This is a genomic window from Vibrio sp. ZOR0018 (assembly GCF_963865925.1).
Classification (GTDB): domain Bacteria; phylum Pseudomonadota; class Gammaproteobacteria; order Enterobacterales; family Vibrionaceae; genus Vibrio; species Vibrio anguillarum.
This window is the reverse complement of sequence record NZ_CAWMCN010000096.1, coordinates 118,354-138,636: the sequence shown is the minus strand read 5'-3', so window position 1 is coordinate 138,636 and position 20,283 is coordinate 118,354. Positions and strand designations below refer to the sequence as shown.

The 20,283-nt window shown below is 43.5% G+C and carries 17 protein-coding genes; 8 read left to right on the top strand and 9 right to left on the bottom strand.

Annotated elements, in window-relative coordinates:
- Positions 1–15: 15 nt before the first annotated feature.
- Both nrdA and ubiG read right to left on the bottom strand, forming a co-directional pair.
- On the bottom strand, positions 16–2,298 hold the full coding sequence (gene nrdA, locus AACR75_RS05910; RefSeq protein WP_017046168.1) for a class 1a ribonucleoside-diphosphate reductase subunit alpha: 2,283 nt from the start codon (positions 2,296–2,298) through the stop codon (positions 16–18).
- Positions 2,299–2,778: 480 nt separating this feature from the next.
- Positions 2,779–3,486 carry a bifunctional 2-polyprenyl-6-hydroxyphenol methylase/3-demethylubiquinol 3-O-methyltransferase UbiG gene (gene ubiG, locus AACR75_RS05905; protein WP_047689188.1) on the bottom strand — a complete coding sequence of 236 codons (708 nt, stop codon included), beginning with the start codon at positions 3,484–3,486 and terminating at the stop codon, positions 2,779–2,781.
- A gap of 294 nt (positions 3,487–3,780) precedes the next feature.
- Here ubiG and gyrA point away from each other — a divergent pair, with 294 nt between their 5' ends.
- From gyrA to AACR75_RS05890, 3 genes are all read left to right on the top strand, one after another.
- A complete protein-coding gene (gene gyrA, locus AACR75_RS05900; protein ID WP_017049834.1) occupies positions 3,781–6,504 on the top strand; it encodes a DNA topoisomerase (ATP-hydrolyzing) subunit A in 2,724 nt (907 codons plus the stop codon).
- Positions 6,505–6,861: 357 nt separating this feature from the next.
- Complete coding sequence (locus AACR75_RS05895; RefSeq protein WP_017046166.1) at positions 6,862–8,508, top strand: methyl-accepting chemotaxis protein; 1,647 nt, start codon at positions 6,862–6,864, stop codon at positions 8,506–8,508.
- A gap of 125 nt (positions 8,509–8,633) precedes the next feature.
- Positions 8,634–8,810 carry a hypothetical protein gene (locus AACR75_RS05890; protein ID WP_017042466.1) on the top strand — a complete coding sequence of 59 codons (177 nt, stop codon included), beginning with the start codon at positions 8,634–8,636 and terminating at the stop codon, positions 8,808–8,810.
- A 95-nt stretch (positions 8,811–8,905) separates the two neighbouring features.
- Here the strand turns inward: AACR75_RS05890 and manA are convergent, their stop codons facing one another.
- Together manA and AACR75_RS05880 are read right to left on the bottom strand one after the other, a co-directional pair.
- Positions 8,906–10,114 carry a mannose-6-phosphate isomerase, class I gene (gene manA, locus AACR75_RS05885; RefSeq protein WP_081989741.1) on the bottom strand — a complete coding sequence of 403 codons (1,209 nt, stop codon included), beginning with the start codon at positions 10,112–10,114 and terminating at the stop codon, positions 8,906–8,908.
- A gap of 141 nt (positions 10,115–10,255) precedes the next feature.
- Positions 10,256–12,154, bottom strand: a complete 1,899-nt coding sequence (locus AACR75_RS05880; RefSeq protein ID WP_047689183.1) for a PTS fructose transporter subunit IIABC — start codon at positions 12,152–12,154, stop codon at positions 10,256–10,258.
- Between the two features lie 373 nt (positions 12,155–12,527).
- On the opposite strand from AACR75_RS05880, the gene AACR75_RS05875 reads away from it, so the two are divergent.
- Positions 12,528–13,385 carry a helix-turn-helix transcriptional regulator gene (locus tag AACR75_RS05875; protein WP_029189991.1) on the top strand — a complete coding sequence of 286 codons (858 nt, stop codon included), beginning with the start codon at positions 12,528–12,530 and terminating at the stop codon, positions 13,383–13,385.
- A gap of 2 nt (positions 13,386–13,387) precedes the next feature.
- Here AACR75_RS05875 and AACR75_RS05870 read toward each other — a convergent pair whose 3' ends face one another.
- The 3 genes from AACR75_RS05870 to AACR75_RS05860 form a co-directional block, all read right to left on the bottom strand.
- Complete coding sequence (locus AACR75_RS05870) at positions 13,388–14,182, bottom strand: PTS sugar transporter subunit IIA (RefSeq protein WP_047689181.1); 795 nt, start codon at positions 14,180–14,182, stop codon at positions 13,388–13,390.
- A gap of 6 nt (positions 14,183–14,188) precedes the next feature.
- Positions 14,189–14,485 carry a PTS fructose transporter subunit IIB gene (locus AACR75_RS05865; protein WP_047689178.1) on the bottom strand — a complete coding sequence of 99 codons (297 nt, stop codon included), beginning with the start codon at positions 14,483–14,485 and terminating at the stop codon, positions 14,189–14,191.
- 104 nt (positions 14,486–14,589) lie between these two features.
- Entirely contained in the window at positions 14,590–14,997 is a 408-nt protein-coding gene (locus AACR75_RS05860; RefSeq protein ID WP_017042460.1) for a PaaI family thioesterase, read from the bottom strand.
- Positions 14,998–15,036: 39 nt separating this feature from the next.
- Between AACR75_RS05860 and AACR75_RS05855 the strand changes: the two genes are divergently transcribed.
- Positions 15,037–15,315: a DUF134 domain-containing protein gene (locus AACR75_RS05855; protein ID WP_047689176.1), complete on the top strand. Its 279-nt coding sequence runs from the start codon at positions 15,037–15,039 to the stop codon at positions 15,313–15,315.
- Here AACR75_RS05855 and nqrM read toward each other — a convergent pair.
- Positions 15,312–15,515: a (Na+)-NQR maturation NqrM gene (nqrM, locus tag AACR75_RS05850; RefSeq protein ID WP_013856966.1), complete on the bottom strand. Its 204-nt coding sequence runs from the start codon at positions 15,513–15,515 to the stop codon at positions 15,312–15,314. The two genes, AACR75_RS05855 and nqrM, sit on opposite strands and share 4 nt — an antisense overlap.
- Entirely contained in the window at positions 15,515–16,000 is a 486-nt protein-coding gene (locus AACR75_RS05845) for a NifB/NifX family molybdenum-iron cluster-binding protein (RefSeq protein WP_231564189.1), read from the bottom strand. The genes nqrM and AACR75_RS05845 overlap by 1 nt, the downstream gene beginning before the upstream one ends.
- Before the next feature lie 551 nt (positions 16,001–16,551).
- Here AACR75_RS05845 and mglB point away from each other — a divergent pair.
- The 3 genes from mglB to mglC all read left to right on the top strand — a co-directional run bounded on the left by mglB (position 16,552) and on the right by mglC (position 20,190).
- Positions 16,552–17,526: a galactose/glucose ABC transporter substrate-binding protein MglB gene (gene mglB, locus AACR75_RS05840; RefSeq protein ID WP_026029085.1), complete on the top strand. Its 975-nt coding sequence runs from the start codon at positions 16,552–16,554 to the stop codon at positions 17,524–17,526.
- A gap of 137 nt (positions 17,527–17,663) precedes the next feature.
- On the top strand, positions 17,664–19,172 hold the full coding sequence (gene mglA / locus AACR75_RS05835) for a galactose/methyl galactoside ABC transporter ATP-binding protein MglA (RefSeq protein WP_013856963.1): 1,509 nt from the start codon (positions 17,664–17,666) through the stop codon (positions 19,170–19,172).
- 10 nt (positions 19,173–19,182) lie between these two features.
- Entirely contained in the window at positions 19,183–20,190 is a 1,008-nt protein-coding gene (gene mglC, locus AACR75_RS05830; protein ID WP_013856962.1) for a galactose/methyl galactoside ABC transporter permease MglC, read from the top strand.
- The last annotated feature ends 93 nt before the right edge of the window (positions 20,191–20,283 follow it).

Here is a 20,283-nt window from a genome sequence, read left to right as displayed (position 1 = left end):
TTGAGTGAAATAGAGTTAGATCTTACAACCGCCGCCCGCACAATCATCATCTTGTGCCTGTACTGCGTCTTTTTGATCATCCTTCGCGCCATCACGAGTGTTGTGATAGTACAAGGTTTTCACACCAAATTTATATGCCGTCAGCAGATCTTGTAGCAACTGTTTCATTGGCACTTTGCCACTTTCATAAGCGCTGGGGTCGTAGTTGGTATTAGCGGAAATCGCTTGGTCAACAAATTTCTGCATGATGCCGACTAGGTGCAGATAACCGTTGTTAGAACCAATATTCCACAATAACTCATAGTTCTCTTTCAAATTAATGAAATCCGGCACGACTTGTTTCAAGATGCCATCTTTTGAGGCTTTTACTGAAACATAACCGCGAGGAGGCTCAATACCGTTGGTGGCATTGGAAATTTGCGAAGAGGTTTCTGAAGGCATTAACGCTGTTAACGTTGAGTTACGTAAGCCAAATTCCATGATCTCTGCGCGCAGCGCATCCCAATCATAATGCAAAGGTTCTGCGCAAATTTGGTCGACATCTTTTTTATAGGTGTCTATAGGCAGCAAGCCTTTGGCATAATTTGTTTCATGGAATAGAGGGCATCGGCCTTGTTCTTTGGCTAACGCGACTGAAGCCTTCAACAGGTAATATTGCATCGCTTCAAAAGTGCGGTGTGTCAAACCATTTGCACTACCGTCCGAATATTTCACGCCATTTTTCGCCAGATAGTAAGCGTAGTTAATCACGCCCACACCCAATGTACGGCGATTCATGGTTGACTTATAAGCGGCAGGCAGTGGGTAATCTTGATAATCCAACAGTGCATCTAGCGCACGAACCACAAGATCAGACAACTCTTCGAAATCATCCAGAGATTGAATTGAACCTAAGTTGAATGCCGAAAGCGTACATAGCGCAATCTCACCTTCATTATCTTCAACATTAGACAGCGGTTTCGTCGGCAGTGCGATCTCCAAACAGAGATTGGATTGGCGAACAGGCGCTACAGACGCATCAAACGGGCTGTGCGTATTGCAGTGGTCAACGTTCTGGATGTAGATACGGCCAGTAGAGGCACGTTCTTGCATCAATAGGGAGAACAGTTCTACCGCTTTTACCGTCTCTTTTTTAATCGAAGTGTCATTCTCATATTGAACATACAAACGTTCGAATTCGTCTTGGTTTTCGAAGAATGCGTCATACAATCCAGGCACATCAGAAGGGGAGAATAGGGTAATATTACCGCCTTGGACTAAGCGAGAATACATCAACTTATTGAGCTGAACACCATAGTCCATATGACGAACACGGTTCTCTTCAACGCCGCGGTTATTTTTCAATACCAGTAGCGACTGCACTTCACCGTGCCACAAAGGGTAGAAGACAGTGGCTGCGCCACCACGTACACCACCTTGAGAACAGCACTTCACTGCGGTTTGGAAATATTTATAAAAAGGAATACAACCCGTGTGGAATGCTTCACCACCGCGAATTTCCGAGCCTAATGCACGAATGCGGCCCGCGTTAATACCAATACCCGCACGCTGTGATACATAACGTACGATAGAGCTTGCTGTGGCATTGATTGAATCTAAGCTGTCACCACATTCAATCAACACACATGAGCTAAATTGACGGGTAGGCGTGCGCACGCCCGACATGATTGGCGTTGGCAGCGAGATTTTGAACATTGATGTTGCGTCGTAAAAACGCTTAATGTAATCGAGACGGTTTTCTTTTGGATATTTCGCGAATAAGCAAGCGGCGACCAAAATGTAGAGGAACTGGGCACTCTCATAAATTTGTTTCGTCACACGGTTTTGCACGAAGTACTTACCTTCAAGCTGTTTTACCGCGGCGTAAGAAAAATTAAGGTCACGTGCGTGATCGATATAAGTGTCGAGTTCTTCAAATTCTGCGCGAGTATAATCTTCGATAAGGTGCTTATCGTATTTGCCCATTTCAACCAAACGAGAGACATGGTTGTACAAAGTGGGTGGCTCGTATTGTCCGTAGGCTTTTTTACGCAAATGGAACACCGAAAGACGAGCAGCTAGATATTGGTAATCTGGCGTCTCTTCTGAAATCAAATCGGCAGCGGATTTGATGATAGTCTCATGGATGTCAGAGGTCGTAATACCATCGTAAAACTGAATGTGAGCTTTCAGTTCTACTTGTGATACAGAGACATTGTGCAGGTCTTCCGCAGCCCACGCGATTACACGGTGGATTTTCTCAAGATCAATTGTTTCTTTGCGTCCATCACGCTTGGTGACAGTAAGTTTTTGGTTCATTCTGCTTCATTTCCCTAACAAAACTGATTAAGGCCGTATTTTTGTAGAATTGTTGTAAATTTCATCGCGGCTTTGTGATCTGAATTTATCTATATATTGTAGTGCAAACACAACATATAGGGGTTCTTTGCTTTGCGAGTTACAAGATAGTGCTATCTGAAGCTCATTTCAAGTTACAGATCTGGGACAGCTTGTGGATAACTAGCAAAAATAAAAAAAACAGTTAGTACCCACTTACTGATGATCAAAGAGCCGATTTGATTGTAGAAAATTACCGTTTTGAGTTTGGTTTAGATGTAACCACAATCAAAAAAAAACTTCTTGATCTTTGAGGAAAAAAGGGAGCGATTTTCGATGTGGTTAAAATGGAATCTAGAGCACAAAAAACAGCCTAGAAACCGAGAAAAAATGTGCTATTCGGCTTAATTTTTAACGTGAGCAATACGCTATCGATAATGGCATATTAGATGACCACTGACTTTAAAAAAGCTGAGTATGAACGATGTAATTGACATCAACATTGCGCCCTAAACGGTAAGTATCGGTTAACGGGTTATAAAGTAGGCCTGTTATTCCTTGCTCTTGCAGGTTTGTTTTATCAATCATCTTAATCAGTTCCGATGGGCGGATGAATTTTTCATGATCATGTGTGCCTTCTGGAACAATGCGTAGCAACTTTTCTGCGCCCACGATGGCAAACAGGTAAGACTTAAAATTACGATTGAGCGTAGAAAAGAAAACATGACCGCCGGGTTTGACCAACGCAGAGCAGGCTTGAACAACGGACAATGGGTCTGGAACATGCTCAAGCATTTCCATGCAGGTGACAACATCATATGTGTGTGGGTTGTCAGCGGCGTGCTCTTCAATCGTACTTTGAATATAAGTGAGCTTTGTTCCGGTTTCTAAAGCATGTAAACGAGCGACTTCAAGCGGTTCTTTGCCCATGTCTAAGCCAGTCACTTGTGCACCTTCTCGCGCCATGCTTTCGGCTAAAATTCCGCCACCACATCCAACATCGAGCACCTTCTTGCCAAATAGGCCGTTGGCATTGACCAACACATAGTTCAATCTTAACGGGTTAATTTGATGCAGTGGCTTAAATTCACCATCCAGATCCCACCAGCGTGACGCCATCTCTTCAAACTTTTTAATTTCATTAAGATCAACGTTTTGTGCTTTAGTCATGTTAGATTCGCTCTTGCTGTCAAAATAGGCATCTTTAGTTGTGTGGGGTATTATAACCAGTTGATTATCACAGGCTACAGGTTATCTTTATTTCATTAATTTTTGGCTAAAATTTAGCCATTAATCAGCCGGGTATGGAATGAATGTGCAATTTCTCGGCACTTGATACACAACAAAGGTCACAACCTGATAAAAGGAAAGGGAAAGGGATGCCGAAGTAGTGAATTATGTGTTATATTTTTCGGCCTTGTACGTATCGAATATACGATCAAAAGATAGAGGGATAATGGCTCTATGAGCGATCTAGCTAGAGAGATCACGCCCGTAAACATTGAAGATGAGCTAAGAGGTTCATACCTAGACTACGCGATGTCCGTTATCGTGGGTCGTGCTCTTCCAGATGTGCGTGATGGCCTAAAACCAGTACACCGTCGCGTTCTATTCGCGATGAATGTGCTTGGTAACGATTGGAATAAACCATATAAAAAATCTGCCCGTGTTGTGGGCGATGTGATTGGTAAATATCACCCGCATGGTGATAGTGCTGTATACGATACGATTGTTCGTATGGCGCAGCCGTTCTCATTGCGTTACATGTTGGTCGATGGCCAAGGTAACTTTGGCTCGATCGATGGTGACTCTGCGGCAGCAATGCGTTACACCGAAGTGCGCATGTCAAAAATTGCCCACGAACTGCTTGCCGACCTCGACAAAGAAACGGTCGATTATGTACCGAACTATGACGGTACAGAACAGATCCCTGCGGTTCTTCCTACGAAAATTCCTAACCTACTGGTGAATGGCTCATCCGGTATTGCAGTAGGTATGGCAACCAACATTCCACCCCATAACCTAACGGAAGTGGTTGAGGGTTGCTTGGCCTATATAAATAATGAAGACATCACCATTGATGAGTTGATGGACTACATTCCGGGCCCAGATTTCCCAACAGCAGCATTAATCAGTGGCCGCAAAGGAATTATCGACGCTTATAAAACAGGGCGCGGTAAAGTCTACATGCGCTCTAAAGCGGATATCGAAGTCGAGAAGAATGGTAAAGAAACCATTATCGTCAGAGAAATCCCTTATCAAGTGAACAAAGCACGCTTGATTGAAAAAATTGCTGAGTTGGTTAAAGAGAAAAAAGTCGAAGGCATCAGTGCACTGCGTGATGAGTCTGATAAAGACGGCATGCGTATTGTTATCGAATGTAAACGTGATGCGGTTGGTGAAGTAGTACTGAACAACCTTTACGCTCAAACACAGTTACAAACGACATTCGGCATCAACATGGTTGCGCTGGATAATGGTCAACCTAAGCTATTCAACTTGAAAGAAATGTTGAAATGCTTTGTTGATCACCGCCGTGAAGTGGTGACGCGTCGTACTATTTTTGAACTGCGTAAAGCTCGTGATCGTGCCCACATTCTAGAAGCACTTGCTCTTGCGTTAGCCAACATTGATGAAATCATTGAATTGATTCGCCGCGCAGCAACGCCAGCAGAAGCAAAAGAAGGCTTGATTGCTCGTGGTTGGGATCTTGGCAACGTAGCGTCAATGCTTGAACGTGCCGGAACCGATGCCGCTCGTCCTGAATGGCTTGAACCAGAATACGGTATCCGTGATGGCAAATATTTCTTAACTGAGCAACAAGCCCAAGCAATTCTTGAACTTCGTCTGCACAGATTGACAGGTTTAGAGCACGAAAAAATTCTTGATGAGTACAAAGCTCTTCTGGAAGAAATCGCTGAACTGATGCATATCCTTGCCAGCACTGAACGTTTGATGGAAGTGATCCGCGAAGAGCTTGAAACTGTTCGTGATGCTTTTGGTGACGCACGACGCACTGAAATTACCGCGGCAACTCACGATATCGACATGGAAGAGCTGATTGCTCGTGAAGATGTGGTAGTTACACTTTCTCATGCAGGTTATGTGAAATACCAGATCCTCAGCGATTACGAAGCACAACGCCGTGGTGGTAAAGGTAAGAGCGCGACGAAGATGAAAGAAGAAGACTACATTGAGCGTCTTCTTGTGGCGAATACTCATGACCATATTCTTTGCTTCTCGACTCGTGGTAAGACATACCGTTTGAAAGTCTATCAATTACCGCTAGCGAGCCGTACAGCGCGTGGTAAACCTATCGTTAACATTCTTCCTCTGGAAGAAGGGGAACGTATTACTGCGATTTTGCCAGTCACTGAGTTTAGTGATGATAAGTTTATCTTTATGGCGACCGGTGATGGTACAGTGAAGAAAACATCACTTTCAAGCTTTGCCAACGTGCGTTCTAACGGTTTGATCGCGGTTAACTTGCGTGAAGATGACTCTTTGATTGGTGTGGACATTACCGATGGCAACAGTGAAATTATGCTGTTTTCTAAATTTGGTAAAGTGGTTCGCTTTAAAGAATCAGAAGAAACGCCAGTATTGGATGAAAATGGTCAGCCTGTTCTTGATGAACATGGCCAGCCAGAAATTAAGTTCAAAGGTGTTCGCGCCATGGGACGCACAGCGTCCGGTGTTCGTGGTATGAAGCTAGCAGAAGGCGACCAAGTGGTATCGCTGATTGTTCCTTCAAATGACGGCGACATCTTAACAGTGACACAAAACGGCTATGGTAAACGTACAACCTTAGGGGAATATCCAACTAAAGGTCGTGCAACTCAAGGCGTTGTTTCAATCAAGGTGTCTGAGCGTAATGGTCAAGTTGTCGGCGCAGTGCAAACTGAAGAAGGCGATGAGTTCATGATGATCACCGATGCCGGTACGCTCGTTCGTACTCGCGTCGCGGAAGTGAGCCAAGTGGGACGCAATACTCAAGGTGTGACCTTGATTCGCACCGCTGAAGATGAAAACGTCGTAGGTTTACAACGTATTGAAGAAATTGAAGATGTTGAGTTACCAGAAGGTGAGGAATTGCCAGAAGGTGAAGCGAGCGTTGCAATTTTAGAAGTACAAAGTGACGCCGAAGAGACTGACTCTGAACCGAGCAGCGATTCTGAAGACGAGTAATCGTTTCACATATCCACCTTTATTCTAAGGTGATAAAGAATAAAAGCCGGAGCATTGATTGCTTCGGCTTTTTACTTCTAGCGAGCAGCCCATCCAACAAGTGAAGGATTTCCATTCAGCGTTGAAATCGTGGTGGTCTTTTTGAAAAGATCATCTGTGCCACAAATACGGCTGACTCCACATCTCTCATTCAACCTAAAATTGCCTATACTTAGCTATTGAGTTAACGTCATAAAAGTCATTAATTTAATTTTAAACGTTCTAGAAAAGATAACTTTTTAATAAATAAGAAACCATTCATTGGTTAAGATCTGTCCCCATAACATAATGGCGCTACAACTAAAAAGGATATAAAAGATGTTTGCTAATCGGTTTACCTTACAATCGCGGTTAATTTTTGCGGTGTTATTACCTTGCGTTGCGTTGATTATTGTTGGAATGGCGAGCTTCAATAGCATGTCGACGATTCAACGACAGGCAGAACAGCTCTATCTCAATACGGCCGCGCCAATGCGTTCAATGGCTGAAGTTGCCTCTCGAATTCCCCGTATGCGGGTTGGTATCGATATGATGTTACTTCAAGAGACGTCGTTAAGAGATAAAAAGGGTGTCCTCACACGCGTGAAAGAGACACGTGACGAAGATATCCCTGAAATGAGGCAGTCTGTCGAGCACGCAGTTCAGTCACAAGTGGATCCAGAACAGCGTAGACAAGTTCAGCAGCTGTTGACTGACTTTGAAAAAATGGTCAGTACTCAACTTAATCCTATGTTGGCGGCATTTGAAAAGGGCGATCTAGATACGGCGCGCAACATATACCGAGATCAATATGCGGTTACCTATGGTGAACTGCGTAAAAAAGCCAATGTGATCCTCGATTCGCTACTAGAGCAGGCCAAACAGCAGAACGTCAATAGCCAAAAGAGTTATGCCCAAGGGCAAAATCACATGTTTATCATTATTGGTATTGGCGTGTTAATTTCGTTTGTCACTTCATTCTTTATTGTTATCGGCCTAAAAACGAGAGTGGCCAGCCTACAAAAATCGATTGCTTTGGCAGCTGAAAACATGGCGCTAGATGCTCGCATTGATTTAGGTGGTCAAGATGAGTTATCGAAAATTAGTGACAGTTTTAACGACTTCATTGAGAAAGTACATGTAGCGATCAAGCAAGTGGCTTCGAGTTCTTATGAATTAGCGAATACGGCTAACCAAGTTTCAGCTCGGGCACTATTAACCAAAAACAACTGCACTTCGCAACGTGATAGAACAGTTCAAGTGGCCACTGCCATTCATGAATTAGGCGCAACGGTAGGCGAAATTGCAAACAACGCAGCTCAAGCTGCCGACGTTGCGAAACAGGCCACTCATCAGGCGGAAAATGGCACCACTGTAGTAGAGAAAGCACAAGTGCAAATTGCAGATTTGATCACTGAATTAGAGCAAGCTGCACAAGTCGTAGGCTCTTTGGCTGGTCAAGTGGTTAACATCAGCTCGATACTTGAGACTATTCGTAGCATTTCCGAGCAAACGAACTTACTTGCATTGAACGCAGCGATTGAGGCGGCGCGAGCGGGAGAGCAAGGTCGAGGCTTTGCGGTCGTTGCCGATGAGGTGCGAAATTTAGCAAGCCGTTCTGCTGCATCAACCGAAGAAATTCAAAGAGTCATTAATAACTTACAGGAAGAATCGAAACGGGCGGTTGGGGCAATGTCCCAAGGCCGAGAGCAGAGTTTGTTGGTGGTTGAACAAGCTGAAAATGCCAATAGCTCGCTAAAACAGATCCGCGTTTATATAGAGAATATTAGTGATCAGAACATTCAAGTGGCGACGGCAACGGAAGAGCAATCAAGTGTGGTCAGTGAAATCAACCGCACCGTTGAAGATATTAATCATCTCACCATGGAAACAACAACAGTGGCTGAGGAGCTCACTGTCAGTAGCGAACATTTGAAAAAAGTTTCTAAGCAACTCGATAGCCTAGTGAACAATTTTAAATTGTAATTTTGATACTTTAGGCTTAGATATTAGAAATGTGATAACTATTCCATAACTTAACACGACATAAGACATGTCTATGAAAAATGGTATTATTTTTGAGAATTTTAGTATTTTTATAGGAATCGGTTGTGGACCCTGTGATATCGCAATTAAAGAAGGATTTTTATGCGCAGATTCGCTCTCTCAAAGACGGTCCGACATCTGAATCTCAAACGACCTTAGCACTGCTCACAGAAGAAGAGTTGCAACAACTCGAACAAATGTGGGTTGAACTGGCGGTTTGGAAGCAGTCGCAGAATATCTAACTGCCCACAAATTGATTAGCGCAAATTTTCGTAATAATCCCAAATAAAAAGCCAGCAGAACAGATGCTGGCTTTTTTTGTTTATCACGTCGGCTGTTAATTATACGCGCGTGCGACACGTCCAAGTGATGACAGTTGATAATGTTCAGCGTATGCGGGGATGAAGATTGAGTGACCTTTTTTCACGGTTAGAGACTCACCATTGTCATGGGTTAAGGTTGCATCAGCATCAACGGCAAAGATAATTTCGGCACTGTTGATTTTCACGTTAACTTGCGCAGCATTGAGGTAAATCGCAAACTTAAAATCGCGGACTGGGACAGGGAACAATAATGCTCCATTTTCTTCGATTGGTTTCAATAACAGGCTTGAAGCGGGTTTTTCTTCAAATAGCGTGCATGATGCGAGCTCTTCAATATCCATGTGTTTGGGTGTTAGGCCAGCGCGCAACACGTTGTCTGAATTGGCCATGATTTCAAGCCCGGTACCTTTCAAGTAGGCGTGTGGCGTTCTGGCGTCTAAAAACATGGCCTCACCCGGAGCTAAAGTGAGTACATTGAGCATTAATGGAGAAAATAGACCGATATCACCGGGGTACTGTTGTGCCAGCTCTAAAATGAGCCCAAAAAGATCATCATCTGAATGATGATGGGCATACGCTAATAATGCATTCACCGCATGTTCTTTTTGCTCGCCAGTTAATGATAGCAATGCACTAAAAAAGGTTTTTAAACCTTGTGATGTTGGGTTGTGTGCAAAAGCATCGACTAGGGTTGAAATCGCATTGATATTCAGCGTTTGAAATTGTTCAACAATCTCTGTGATTGGGCGAAACCCATTCATCGCTTGATAAGGGGTAAGGGCGTAAACCAATTCCGGCTTGTGGTTAGGATCTTTATAGTTGCGATGTCCGGCATTGAGTGGGATCCCCGCTTGGTTTTCTTTCTCAAAGCCAATTTCCGCTTCTTGCTTACTTGGGTGAACTTGAATCGAAAGAGCATTCGCTGCGGCAAGTACTTTGAAAAGATAAGGTAACTCACCAAAGGTTGTTGCAGTAGCAGCAGAAAGAAACGCTGTTTTATCTTGGTTGATTATCTCAAGCAACGAAACAGGTTCTCCATTCACATGAATTTGTGAGCATCCATTTGGGTGTGCTCCCATCCAAATTTCTGCTTGTGGAGCCTTGGTTGGGTTAGCAATATCAAACAAGTGCTGAATCGAAGTCGTGCTTCCCCACGCATAGTTTTGGATGACATTGTCCATCAAAAAGAAAGGTTGTTTGTTATTGGTCATAGTACATCTCACAAAAAATCAAAATAAAAACAAAGTAGCAGTAAACAGAGTAAGAGAAATAAAAAACTCCCGAGTTAAAGCGGGAGTACAACATAAAGTCAGAAGCTCAGCGTTGATGAACATTAAGCACTCTCGGGGGAGAGTGCTTGATCATTAAGCCGTTGCTTGTTGTAATTTCGCTTGGCGCATTTTTTTCAGAGTGATACAAACAACACCTGTCACTACAGCACCGGTTGCCATGCAAAGCAAAGCTAGCAAAGGCTTATTCATGGCACCGAGCAATGCTACTACAGGACCGCCGTGGGCAACACTGTTTGTAATGCCAAAAGTGAACGCCATAACCGCTGCAACCATCGACCCCAAGATGTTTGCTGGAATGACTGACATCGGATCTTGCGCGGCAAATGGAATCGCCCCTTCAGAGATACCAACCAAGCCCATTGCACCGGAAGCTTTCCCTGCTTCAATTTCAGAGGCTTCAAACAAGTTCAGTTTACGGCCCAGTACGGTTGCTAAAGCCATACCGAGTGGCGCGACTGGAATGGCACACGCCATTGCACCCATAAATTGAGTTTGACCGCTGGCAATCATACCAACAGAGAAGAGGAATGCCACTTTGTTAAATGGGCCACCCATATCAAAGCCAGCCATGCCGCCGAGCACAATACCGAGCAGTATCACGTTACCTGAGCTCATGCTCGTAAGTAGTGCGGTTAAGCCATTCATCAAGCTTGCAATCGGCGCGCCGATGACAAAAATAAAGAGCCCAGAGATAAAGAGTGAGCCTGCGATGGGTGCAATCATGATTGGCACAAGTGGTTGAATAAACTTGTGAAAATGGATGCTTGTTAACCATTTGATGAAATAACCGACTAAAAGGCCTGCAATAATGGCACCGATAAAACCTGTACCGGCATCTGCGCCGTAGAATGACCCGTTGTTAGCGATCCAACCACCAATTAAGCCAGGAGTCAGAGCGGGGCGATCGGCGATCGCATACGCGATGTAACCTGCAAGAATGGGGATCATCAACGTAAAAGCAACCACACCGACGTTCAGCACTTGGTTCCACATACTGCCGTCAGGAATGGCCATACCAGCTTCGGTTGGCTCGCCGCCAATAGCGAGTGCTAAAGCAATCAACAAACCGCCAGTAACAACGAATGGGATCATATGCGATACACCATTCATCAAATAGCGGTATAAATCGGAGCGAGCTTGCGCCGCTTTGCCTTTTCCATCTAAAGTCTTGGTACTGGCATCGGCTTGATATTTTGGTGCGCTGAGGGCTTTTTCAATCAACCCTTTTGCATCACGAATCGGCGCTTTAACACCAGTTTCAATCAGTTTTTTACCCGCAAAGCGCACCATGTCAACTTGCTTGTCACAAGCCACGATGATCGCATCAGCTTTAGCGATCTCTTCATCCGTTGGGCTATTTTTCACCCCAATCGAACCGTTGGTTTCGACTTTAATTTGATAACCCATCGCGGCGGCCCCTTTTTCCAGCGCTTCAGCGGCAAGATAAGTGTGTGCAACACCGGCTGGGCAGCCCGTTACGCCAATCAAAAAGCCTTTATTGGCTTCAACATCGGTTGCTTTTTCGGTTTTTTGTAGCAACAAATCTAGCGCTGCTTGCTCTGTTTTTGCGTCTAAGAAACGTTCAATGAACCCTTCTTCAATCAGCTTGGAAGAGAGCTCTGCCAGCACTTCAATATGATGATTTGAACCACCATCAGGAGAGGCTATCATGAAAAATAATTTAGAAGGCAAGCCATCTTCCGCGCCATATTCGATACCGCTTTTGCTGATGCCTATCACAACTGCAGGCGAGATAACGGCGGAACTTTTGGCATGAGGCAGTGCGACACCATCTTCAAATCCAGTGTTACCAAGCTCTTCACGAGCATAGATATCGGCTAAAAACTGCGATTTATCGCTGATGCGTCCTTGTTCTAACAGTACATCGACCAGCTCTGAGAAAACGCCATCTTTTGATGTTGCTTTCAAATCAAGCCGGATCAAGTTCTCATTAATGAGTTGAGTGATCATGTTTCGTCCCCTATATGGTTTTTATCCCCTTCGCACTTAGAACTGAGCCATGTTGGCTGCAACTTCAAACTGTTTGGGGATATTGTTATTGCGCACCGCGCTTTTTGTTGGAGATATTGTGAGCGCCTCGGGTGAACAGTGGTAGTGTACGAAACTGGCATTTACTGGATTATTGTAACCTGTGGCTACAAACGTGATCAGGCTCTTATTTTGGTTTTAAGGTGATAATTTTAATTTGTGATTGATTTTTTATTTTAATTCAATTGGATAAATTGATTATTTTGCTTTTTCGAGCGGAGTTATCGAATGCGTAATAATTGGTGATCCATGAAGTATTGGATTATAGTTGCCTCGTTTTATTGATGGGTATAGGGTGAGTTTTGTGATCCCAGTATTTAAAAATGTGATTGAAGTGCTGCTCTCGGAGCGAGAAAGTTTTAATCGAATATGGTTTGCTGGGGACAAAATAACGCCGCCAGCGTTCAGTTACCAAGTCAATTTCCCTCGTCTAGAATTGGTTTTAAGCGGCGTGTATAGCAACGAAATCGAAGAGATTGAACACGGTATTAGTAAGGTCAACATCTTATCTGGTGATGCGCTTTATATACCCCCGAACTGCTGGAATAAACCCGATTGGCAAGAGAGCTGTTCGGTCTTGAGTTTGCTATTTGGCCGTCGTCAAATGGGGTTTAGTTTGGTCAGTAAACACAAAGGCGAGAGTGGTTTTTATGATGTTCAGAAACACAGTATCCCAACGCGTACTGGGCACGCGATTGATCACATGCTCGAAGGGCTAAATGCATTAGCACGTGAGCCTCAGAAAAGCCCAATGGACGAACATTTGTTGTTGGCTCTGTTGAGTTACAGCGCCACAATGCTTGATCAACCGACCGCTTCTCCTAAAAAGCGCAGTGAAGATTTATATCAAGGCATCTGCATCTATATCCAAGAAAATTTTCATCGCAATATTTGCCGTGACAGCATCGCACAGCGGTTTAATATCTCTGCCAACCATTTATCGCGCATGTTTCGCCAACAAGGACACATGACTCTTGCTGATTACATCACTTGGGTAAGAATTGAACGGGCAAAATTTATGTTGAAGAAATACACCTTTCGTTTAGCCGAAGTGGCCACGCGCTGTGGATTTCAAGATGTGAATTATTTTTTCCGCGTATTTAAAAGCAAAGCGGGTATGACTCCATCTGAATATCGAACTCTGTCGCAATAAAGCTATTCATTTTGTATTGGGTCGCACGGCTTAGCCATCACGTGCAGCAAAATGGCTTTAAGGGTTTCTTCTCTTTTTGCCGTAAGTAGCCATTGACGATGTTCCTCTTCCAGCAACCAACGAGTTAACTGCGTGACCGGTTTAATTACGGTTCGCGGCGCTGATGTCGGCAGTAATAAGGTGATGATCAGCGACACATCGCCGGATTTTTCTGACCATGATAGCGGGTTTGTTAACCAGTGAACCGCCAGTGTTGGCTGGGCAACTCGTGCGTGAATGATATGGGGTAGCGCTATTCCACGGCCAATAATGGTCGGAGAGATTGCTTCTCTTTTTTCCAGCGCATACAAAATATCATGACAATGCGTGGGAATGATCTGCTTAGCAATCGTGTCGAGTGCCTCTGATTTGCTAACCACTGAGCCTAATGTGGCGTAATGCCACTGTAGCGAAAAGGGCAGTTGAAAAGCAGAGTGGGTGGCAAACGCCAATTCCGCTTTGGCATTTTGTTTGTGCGATGTTGAAATAAGCAGTGTGTGCTCGCGCAAATACTCTGTCATCACCATGCAGGCCAACTCGGCGTCGAGCCCTTCAATGGCAATTTGGCATACATCTCCCGGGTTTGAACCAAGGCTTAACACTTGCAGTATATGGTTGAGCATTGCCTTGTTGTCACGCGTGATGTTAAACAGCACCACCACCGAGCGAAAATGGCGGTTGAGATCTTTCAATTCATTTAATTGCCAGCTGACCAGACCGCCTGCTTTTAAAACAAAGGTGATGCGCGTTGTGATCATCGGCGGTTACAAATAACGATCTAAAACAGATTGCACGTTCGTCAACACTTCTTCAATGGACACCTGAACCGTTTTGCAACCAACAAAACGTTCACGCTGTTCAATGTCGATATCTGAAGCGATGAGGATCAGATCCGCGTTGACAATATCTGCCACTGTCAGTGGGTTCTCGACACCCATTGCGCCTTGGGTTTCGACTTTAATTGAGACATTACGCTTATTCGCTTCTTTTTTGAGTGCGTCTGCGGCCATATAGGTGTGCGCGATGCCTGTTGGACAAGCAGTTACTGCGATAATTTTCATAACGAAAGATAATAAAGAAATGATGAGTGAGTATAAGGAGGATGAAAGCGTGACTCAACCGAAGTTTACGCTAAGCCAGCACCCTAATGACTGTAGCACTCAAGCTACTCGGCTTTGCACATAAACTTTGCACTGGCCGTAGAATAGGGAAGCCCATCATAAAAAATGGTGCTGCACAGATAGTAAATGTGACGTTTTTGTTTGATAAGATGCGCTTCGACTTGCAACGGTACATTCAGTGGAATAGGGTGCAGATAACGTACGTTTAGCTCTGCTGTCATCGCATAAATGCACTGTGCAAACAGACAATGTGTCATGGCCGCATCATGTAAGGTGCTGATAAGTCCACCCTGCATGACCCCTTGATAGCCTTGCATCTTTTCTGTTGCTACAATCTGTGCGCATACTCTCCCCGTTTCTGTTTGGTTAAATTGCAGTGTGTGCGTTTCAGAAAAGAACGGGGCACAACACACCGCGCAGTGGCAATGTTGTAGGGGAGGCTGAATGTTCATAAGTTCACCAAACTGTTTTTAAATGATTAGGAGAAGAAAATGGCAAGACCCAAAAAAATTCGTCGTGTTTGTGGTCAAGTGGCGTATGCATGCTTCAAACCCAACGGTGTCAAATTATCTGAATTGAACACAGTAGATTTACTGCCAGAAGAACTTGAAGCGTTGCGTTTGGCTGATAAAGAGGGGCTTAGCCAATTACAAGCGGCTACGCAGATGGGCATATCGCGACAAACCTTTGGTAATATCGTTAACCAAGCAAGAGCGAAAGTCGCGACTTGCTTGGTGGAAGGTCATGCGTTGATGTTGGTTGAGCGCTAACGCTCGTGATCAGGTTCTTGAATTTGATACAACACCTTCTGATGCTCATCACAAACGTCTACGCAGTTACATTCTCTTTCAATATCGATATTTGCTAACCCACCACAACTGCCTTGCAGCGAGCGGCGGCGAAACAAAACACCGATCGCCATCAAGACAATAATGCCAATAAAAAACGCAAAGGTTATAACATAAGTCATTATTTTCCCTCGACAATCGCTTTTACTTTCAGCACTTTCTTCAACGCTTCTATGGTAGTTGGTGACAGCATTCTGGGTGCCAGTTTGTTATGTTTATCCACTTTCTTCGATCCACATTGACTAGCACAACGTTTCTTCGATTTATTGGCTGAAGGCTTGCCAAAAGAGACGTCGGTGACGGGCAGAAGATGGTTTGGATGAAGTGATGTTAATTGGCTGCCTCTTGGTGCGTAATATACCTCAATCTTCTTTTCTAAAATTGCTTCTAACATATTTTGTCCGATATTGCGGACGATAACAGCGTCCACTCTATTCTCTCTTAGCAGTGCAAGTAGCTGTTTTTTGTGGCCACAACTGCCCTCGGTTTTAGTAACGTCAATACGTTGGCTAGTGGCGGTGGTATCGTCCACAATCATCAATTGAGGCGCTTTGGCAAAGTGATTAAAAGGCGAGTTTTGATCACAAGGGATGGCATAAATCATCATGGCTCCTAAAGTTTATCTGGTTCTTGTATTTAAAATACACCTTATTATTGGCATATGCCAATAATAAAAATGACAATGTAAGAGTTCATTAATTAAAAGTCGTGGTGCTGTTTGGTAAATCGAGACCCGATATGGCGTAAAAATACGCGAATAAATTGCAGGCGTATGTAACAAGCCTCATCTACACTTTGTGAGCAGTCAAATGAAAGTTAAATCTATTGCATATTGGAAACTCGCAAGTGTAAACGTTAACATCTGGTGTTTTGAGAGGTATGATCTCTTTCGTGGTGGATCGCACTTTTAAAAAGAGAAATAGGTCTCGATGTTACATTGCGTTACGTATGATTACTTAGTTTTGCAATAGTTATCAAACTATTCACAAGAAACCGCATGAAAATGCGATTTCAAAACTGAAATTTTAACTGGTTCACATTAATTGTTTGTTTTACTACTATACTTTGAAAGGTAAACGTTTTCACTGCTGTTTCTCAGAGTTAACGTTTCTCCCCCTACACAACGTAATAACAACACTAACAAATAGGACTTGTTCAATGAGAAAGTTAACTACTTTAGCCATGCTTGCGGCTGGTATGAGTTTCGGCACTCAAGTCATGGCTGACACAACGATCGGTGTGACCGTTTATAAGTACGATGATAACTTTATGTCAGTTGTTCGCCAAGCGATTGAAAAACAGGCAAATAATGACGGCAACACCAAGGTTTTGATGAATGACTCACAAAACAGCCAATCAATGCAAAATGACCAAGTGGATGTCATGTTGGCTCGTGGTGTGAAAGCACTGGCGATCAACCTTGTCGACCCTGCAGCTGCACCAAGTATTATTCAAAAAGCGAAAATGGATGATGTTCCTATCGTTTTTTACAACAAAGAACCGAGTGCTAAAGCGCTCGCTTCATATGACAAAGCCTATTATGTGGGTACAGATTCAAAAGAGTCGGGCATCATCCAAGGCGATCTCATTGCACAACACTGGAAAGCCAATCCTGCTTGGGATAAAAACGGTGACGGTGTACTGCAATATGTAATGCTGAAAGGCGAACCAGGTCACCCAGATGCGGAAGCTCGTACTTCTTATTCTGTGAAAACGATTAACGAAAATGGCATCAAAACAGAAGAGCTACACATGGATACTGGTATGTGGGATACCGCCATGGCAAAAGATAAAATGGATGCTTGGTTATCTGGCCCCAACGGCAGCAAAATCGAAGTTGTGATTGCCAATAATGATGGTATGGCGATGGGTGCGATTGAAGCGTTACGTGGTGCGGGTACGAAAGTACCAGTATTCGGTGTTGATGCGTTAGCAGAAGCATTAGCATTAGTTAAATCTGGCGACATGGCAGGCACTGTGCTTAATGATGCAGATTCACAAGCCAAAGCGACATTTGAACTTGCACGTAATTTAGCCAACGGCAAAGCTGCAACCGAAGGCACTCAATGGGAAATGGCCAATAAGATTGTTCGTGTTCCTTATGTTGGTGTGGATAAATCGACACTCGAGTAACCTAAAGTTCAAGGGGGAAGTCATTCCCCCTTTACTCCCTAACTTATAGGGTGTTTATACAATCAATAATAAATAATTGCTGATTAAATTTTATTTAATATTGAATGGTATTAATCAAAGAATAAATAAGTGATGCCATGGTAAATCAAGAGCATGAATTTCTGTTAGAAATGACAGGAGTGAGTAAAGAGTTTCCCGGGGTTAAGGCATTAGATAAAGTTAATTTGAAAGTTCGACCACACTCTATTCATGCGTTAATGGGAGAGAATGGTGCAGGTAAGTCGACGCTATTAAAATGCCTTTTTGGAATTTATGATAAAAACGAAGGTGATATTATATTTTTAGGCGAACATGTGAATTTTCAATCGTCTAAGCAAGCTTTGGAAGCGGGTGTTTCCATGGTCCACCAAGAGCTTAACCAAGTATTACAATGTTCTGTAATGGATAATATTTGGCTAGGGCGTTACCCAAAGAAAGGACTCTTTGTCGATCACGATAAAATGTATCGCGATACCAAAGAGATCTTTGATGAACTCGATATTGATATAGACCCGAAAATTAAAGTGGCTAAATTATCGGTATCACAAAGGCAGATGGTCGAAATAGCGAAAGCGTTTTCTTATAACGCGCGCATTGTGATCATGGATGAACCCACGTCCTCTTTGACTGAAAAAGAGGTATCGCATCTTTTTACTATCATTAACAAGTTGAAAGAAAAAGGCTGTGGCGTGGTGTACATCTCTCACAAAATGGAAGAAATATTTACTATTTGTGATGAGATAACCATCTTGCGTGATGGGCAATGGGTTGATACGAGGCCGTTGAAAGGGCTCGATATGGACAAAATCATTTCGATGATGGTTGGCCGTGAATTAACACAGCGCTTTCCCACAAAGACCAATGTGCCAAAAGAAATTATCCTCGAAATCAAAAATTTAACAGCACTGAACCAACCCTCTATTCAGGATATTTCGTTTGATCTCAGAGAAGGTGAAATCTTAGGTGTGGCTGGGCTCGTCGGTTCAAGACGCACTGATATTGTGGAAACCATTTTTGGGGTTCGTGAGCGTAGTAACGGCCACATTATGTTACATGGCCGAGAGATGAAAAACCGTGATGCACATGAAGCGATCAATAGTGGTTTTGCGTTGGTGACAGAAGAGCGTCGTTCAACCGGCATTTACAGTAATTTAGATATTACCTTTAACTCTTTGGTTGCCAATGTGGATGAATACAAAACCAAATTAGGTTTACTGAGTAATAAAAAAATGAGGAGTGATACACAGTGGGTAATCGACTCCATGAGTGTAAAAACACCTTCTCATGAAACATCAATCGGTTCTTTGTCTGGTGGTAATCAGCAGAAAGTCATTATTGGCCGTTGGTTGTTAACTCAGCCAGAAATATTAATGCTTGATGAGCCGACTCGGGGTATTGATGTCGGAGCAAAGTTTGAAATTTATCAATTGATATTGGAATTAGCGAAAAAGAATAAAGGGATTATTATTATCTCTTCCGAAATGCCAGAGTTGTTAGGCATTACCGACAGAATATTGGTGATGAGTAATGGCCGAGCTGCGGGAATCGTTAATACTAAAGACACTTCACAGAATGAAATATTAGAGCTGGCCTCTCGTTACCTCTAGGGAAATTATTATGGATTCAGTTAAAACATTTGCAATGAAGCACCTAAAGGAAGGTGCGATCTATGCGGTTCTATTTATTCTTCTGGCAATTATTATTATTCAGGAGCCATCATTTTTAAGTTTACGCAACTTTAGTAATATATTAACGCAATCTTCAGTACGCGTTATTATTGCATTGGGTGTGGCGGGGCTGATTGTAACGCAAGGAACCGACCTTTCTGCTGGGCGTCAAGTGGGTTTAGCCGCTGTAATTTCGGCAACACTTTTACAATCAATTGATAACGTCAACAAAGTATTCCCCAGCATTGGTGACGTACCGATTGTGGCTGTGATTCTTTGTGTGTGCGCGATCGGCGCGATCATCGGCTTAGTGAACGGTGTGATTGTTGCTTATTTAAAAGTAACGCCGTTTATCGCCACATTAGGCACCATGATCATCGTCTACGGGATTAACTCTCTCTACTACGATTCGGTGGGTGCATCTCCAATTGCAGGTTTTGATGAGCGTTTCTCTTCATTCACTCAAGGTTTTATTCGATTTGGAGATTTTAGGTTTTCGTACATAACCTTCTACGCCATTATCGCGATTATTTTTACATGGATTTTGTGGAATAAGACCGTTTTTGGTAAGAACATTTTCGCGGTCGGTGGTAACCCAGAAGCCGCAAAAGTTTCTGGTGTTAATGTGCCATTGACGCTACTGAAAGTGTATGCTTTATCGGGTGTGTTCTATGCGTTTGGCGGTATGTTGGAAGCTGGCCGTATCGGCAGTGCGACCAATAACCTTGGCTTCCTGTACGAGTTGGATGCGATTGCAGCCTGTGTTGTGGGTGGCGTGTCATTTGCTGGCGGTGTCGGAAGCATTGCGGGTGTGGTCACGGGTGTGCTTATCTTCACTGTGATCAACTATGGTATGACCTACATTGGCGTGAGCCCTTACTGGCAGTACATCATTAAAGGCGGCATTATTATTTTCGCTGTCGCGTTGGACTCAATGAAGTACGCGAATAAGAAATAGCCGCCTAAGAGCAGAAATACAATTTTCGACATTTAATCGCCGAAAATTGTCGAAATAAAATAAACAAAGAGCGCTTTTATCGGTGCTCTTTTG